The sequence below is a fragment of the Microcystis sp. M44BS1 genome, from assembly GCF_020244875.1.
In the GTDB taxonomy this organism is placed as follows: Bacteria; Cyanobacteriota; Cyanobacteriia; order Cyanobacteriales; family Microcystaceae; genus Microcystis; species Microcystis panniformis.
Genome location: NZ_JADBVM010000056.1, coordinates 1 through 4,299 on the forward strand (window position 1 = coordinate 1; position 4,299 = coordinate 4,299).

The window sequence follows — 4,299 nt, forward strand, 5'->3', positions numbered from 1 at the left end:
TCCCTCTGTAGCCATGTTTTTGCTGGTTTTCTGCCCCGAAACAAGCTATAATGGTCTAAAGGTCAAATTTGAAAATTTTTGCCTCAAACCCTATCTGCGTAAGAACTTCAGGATTTTGTGTCCAGTAGTTCATTAGTATTTTATTGCTTTAACTCAGGCTCTGTAAGACTTTTAGCCATAGCTAGTATGTTTATACGGGGGAAGTCCAGTTATATCATTTTTCAAAAGTAATGACAGACTTAGTTGATCATTTCAAAGCGCAATCCCTCTCGGAGAAAGGAATTGCACTTTCAGATGTTAGTCACGACCATTGAAAATTGGTATTAGCTATTTCGGCTCTTCTGGTTTCTGTGTGGAAACGAGGTCTATACTGATAGAATATCCGCAAAATAGCCCTAAAAGTCTTGCCCGATAAGCATTTCACGATTCCATAAGCAAAAATTATCACACAAAGTCGAGAAGAGCCCTATTTCTTCGGGGACTGTAGCCACTATTTTCAGAGATTGCTGTAATGGGGATTGGCTGACGTCCGTTTAAGTGGATTGACTGGCCAGAAATTGTCGTTGATAGTCTAAAAACTCGCCATGCCATTCCGCAAAACGCCGCTCCCCATCTTTGACTAAAAATTGGCGGTAGGCTTCCGAAGAAATCCAAGGCTTTGTTGGACGTTGTTGGGCAGAACGAGCTTGGTATTCAGCCCTTGATTGACGGCAGTGGTTGTGATAATTTTGGTGCCATTCCTGATAGCGCCGTTCTCCATCCCGCACGAGGGCTTGGCGATAGGCTTCTGAAGATAGACTCATGGTGTTACTCCTTTTCAAATCCCTTGATGGCTTGCCCAGAATCATAACACAATCCGCGCACTACCGAGCGCTGACCTCTCGTCAAGTTACGATCTAGGCCCTTGCCTTCAGTGGCAAGGTTTCTTTGCTATCTTAACGGCTGCATTTTGCCCCGCTTTGCGTTGCTCCCCTTTAACCAAATTTTGTCGGACCAGCCAAGAAATTAGTAAAAGCTGTTTACAGGTGTCTTAACCCTTGTGGCAAACGGCCACAGCTAACCCCATTCAAGAAGTCTAGTTTTTCTGGTTTTTTCTCCTCGGTTAACATTGAAGAAGTTTGACTGTACCCTACTCTTTCTTGTCTTTCGCACCAAGCTTGTGTTCTGACATGGAGAGCTTTATTGTCAACTAATCTTACACAACCCAATGTGAGCCGCAATAGCGACTCTTGTTTTGGTGTGGGGTAAAATCGAAGCTTCACATTCTAGCGTATATCGTGTCAATGCGCTAGTATTTAAATTAAAGCCAACCTACAACGGCGGGGTTTTAGACCCAAATTTTCAATGATGTTGTTTAATTTGATCGTAACCTATTGTAGGTAAGTAGTCGGACATAAATTCTGTTGTCTATCTTAAGAAATGTAAATTGCCGCAATTCTTACTGACGACCGACGACCGACGACCGACTCCTGACCCCACAGTTAACTTTACTTTTGTCCAACTACTTAAGTAGGGAGGCACAATTATTTCTAGGATGGGTTAGCGGTAGCGTAACATGAGCGGGCGTTGGGTTTCATGCTTCAACCCAACCTACGTTCTTTGTTATATTAAATTCCACCCACCTACTTAGAATATACACTTTAGTTATTAATATGGTAATTTTTTTGCCCTTGGCAGTCTGATTTGGCAAAGAAATGCCATATTTCCATTAGCACCGTTACAAAAATCTCTGGAGAGTTGAGTTACTAATATGGTTAAAATTATTGGTCGTCAATACTTGGGAAGAAAACCCGTTTACGATATTGGTGTGGAGAAAGATCATAATTTTTTGCTGGGCAACGGGTTAATTGCCTCCAATTGTTTTAATAAATCTCACTCTACCGCTTATGCTTACGTCACCTATCAAACCGCTTATTTAAAAGCTAATTATCCTGTGGAATATATGACAGCGTTACTAACTGCTAGTAGCGATAATCAGGATAAGGTGGAAAAGTATCGAGAAAACTGTCAGAAAATGAATATCGATGTTGAACCTCCCGACATCAATCGATCGCAAAAACATTTTACCCCGATTGGGCGCAAAATTCTCTTTGGTTTGTCCGCAGTTAGAAATCTGGGAGAAAATGCGATCGAGGCTATTTTAAAAGCCCGGGAAGCAACAGGAGGAAAGTTTACTTCCTTAGGGGATTTTTGCGAGCGTGTTGATTTGCGAGTGATCAACAAAAGAGCTTTAGAAACGCTAATTTATTGTGGTGCTTTTGATAAAATTCAACCCAATCGCCATCAATTAATTGAAGATTTAGAATTAGTAGTTGCTTGGGCGCAAAAACGCACCAAAGAGAAAGAAAGTGGTCAAATGAATATTTTTGATATGCTAGGGGGTAGCACAGAAAATAAACAAGAGTCCGAGTTTGAACAGTCTCCCAGTGCAACCCCAGTGGAAGATTTTTCCCTACAGGAAAAGTTAAGACTGGAAAAAGAACATTTAGGTTTTTATGTTTCCGAACATCCTTTAAAAGCTTTACAAAGAGCCGCTCAAGTCCTATCTCCTATCAATTTAGCTGACTTAGAAGAACACAAAACCAGAAAAAAAGTCAGTGCCATTGTCCTATTAAATGCCGTCAAGAAAATTATGACTAAAAAAGGGACTCCCATGGCCTTTTTAACCATAGAAGATGCCTCGGGACAGTCGGAAGCGGTGGTTTTTTCCGATGGCTACGAACGTCTGCAAAAATTATTAGTGGAGGAAGCAACTTTAATGGTGTGGGGAAAAGTTGATCGCCGAGATGATCGGGTACAATTAATTGTCGAAGATGCGGAACCGATCGAAACCATTAAAATGGTGATGGTTAATTTATCGCTGCAAGATGTTGTCAACCAAAATCGTCAAAATCTTCTTAAAAGTATTCTGCAATCGGGAGACAAACAAAAGGCAAAAGTTCCCGTTATTGCCACCATCGGTGCGGGAACTCAGCGTCAATTTGTGCGTTTAGGACAAAACTATTGGGTAGAGGATGACAATTCGGTGGTAGAGTCTCTGAAAGTTGCCGGTTTTCTGGCTAATTCTGCACCTCTGATTAATCATTAAATGCTAACTGGCAATCACTCAAGGGCGATGATTGCGCCAATATTGTTCCTGTAAAACCTTCTCGATTTCCTGTTTCGATAATAATTCTTGTTCCACCCACAAAATCAAGATAAATATGGATTTTGATCAACTCTTTGACACTATTGCTACTCTTGTACTCCATCATTCTCCTAGTGGAATGGAAACGGAAATCGATCGCTTTTTACTAGAACGCTTTCCAGAGTTAGGATTAGAAACATGGCAAGATCAAGCGGGAAATGTCATCGGAAAAATTAAAGGACAAGATTCGACTAAAAAAATTGCTATTACTGGTCATAAAGACGAAATTGGCGCTATTATCAAGGCAATTAATCCCGATGGTACTCTGCAAATTCGCCGACTTGGGGGAGCTTTTCCTTGGATTTACGGAGAGGGGGTGGTAGATATTATCAGATCAAACCCTGATTAATCGGTTTTGAGAGCTAATTTTGACTCTTGGTCTAATCTGCCTCTCTTCCTTGCTGTGACTGACTTATAAATTTTTGGAAATGTCTATCGCATTACTGGGGTAGATTTTACCACCATTGATGGCTTGGATGTGGTCACGGTGCCAACGATTATTGCCGAAGTTGGCTTAGACCCCAGTAAATTTAAAACGGAGAAGCAGTTCGCCTCTTGGTTAGGTTTATGTCCAGGCTGTCGCATTACTGGCGGGAAAGTCAAAAGCTCACAAACTCGTAAAGTTGTCAATCGAGCCGCCACGGCCTTTAGATTAGCCGATCAAGCAGTCAGTCGTTCTAGTTACGCTTTGGGAGCTTTTTATCGTCGTCTTTATCGCCGCGCTGGTGCGGCCAAGGCGATTACGGCCACGGCACATAAAATAGCGCGGATTTTTTATCATCTGTGGACGACCAAACAATCCTATCAAGAGCTAGGAGCAGATTATTACGAACAACAGTATCGTCAACGGGTCATCGGAAATTTTGGGTCTGAAACCCCGCCGTTTTACGGCGGCTTTGCTGTTAAATCTTAGCGCATTTACAAAATATGTGTTAGAATGTGAGGTATGGAAAAAGCCTATTCGTTTCGATTTTACCCCACACCAGAACAAGAGTCGCTATTGCGGCGCACTTTGGGCTGTGTAAGATTAGTTTACAATAAAGCTCTCCACGAACGAACACAAGCATGGTATGAAAGACAAGAAAGAGTAGGATATACTGAAACTTCTTCAA

General features: G+C 41.7%; 4 protein-coding genes and 2 pseudogenes. 4 read left to right on the forward strand and 2 right to left on the reverse strand.

Features of this window, described 5'->3' with window-relative positions; genetic code table 11:
* Positions 1 to 533: 533 nt before the first annotated feature.
* Complete coding sequence (locus IM515_RS03415) at positions 534 to 803, reverse strand: hypothetical protein (protein WP_287629863.1); 270 nt, start codon at positions 801 to 803, stop codon at positions 534 to 536.
* A 219-nt stretch (positions 804 to 1,022) separates the two neighbouring features.
* A pseudogene (locus IM515_RS03420) lies at positions 1,023 to 1,262 on the reverse strand (helix-turn-helix domain-containing protein); the annotation flags it as partial.
* Between the two features lie 488 nt (positions 1,263 to 1,750).
* Between IM515_RS03420 and IM515_RS03425 the strand changes: the two are divergent.
* The 4 genes and pseudogenes from IM515_RS03425 to IM515_RS03440 all read left to right on the forward strand — a co-directional run.
* A complete protein-coding gene (locus IM515_RS03425; RefSeq protein WP_287629864.1) occupies positions 1,751 to 3,088 on the forward strand; it encodes a helix-hairpin-helix domain-containing protein in 1,338 nt (445 codons plus the stop codon).
* Positions 3,089 to 3,203: 115 nt separating this feature from the next.
* A pseudogene (locus IM515_RS03430) lies at positions 3,204 to 3,518 on the forward strand (M42 family peptidase); the annotation flags it as partial.
* A 132-nt stretch (positions 3,519 to 3,650) separates the two neighbouring features.
* Positions 3,651 to 4,100 carry a transposase gene (locus IM515_RS03435; protein WP_256377266.1) on the forward strand — a complete coding sequence of 150 codons (450 nt, stop codon included), beginning with the start codon at positions 3,651 to 3,653 and terminating at the stop codon, positions 4,098 to 4,100.
* Positions 4,101 to 4,133: 33 nt separating this feature from the next.
* A partial coding sequence (locus IM515_RS03440) for a helix-turn-helix domain-containing protein (RefSeq protein ID WP_287697865.1) occupies positions 4,134 to 4,299 on the forward strand: 166 nt, incomplete at its 3' end.

Bases quoted from the DNA above. Each gene is read 5' to 3' on its own strand.
- IM515_RS03415 (WP_287629863.1), bottom strand. From the start codon at position 803: ATGAGTCTATCTTCAGAAGCCTATCGCCAAGCCCTCGTGCGGGATGGA.
- IM515_RS03425 (WP_287629864.1), top strand. From the start codon at position 1,751: ATGGTTAAAATTATTGGTCGTCAATACTTGGGAAGAAAACCCGTTTAC.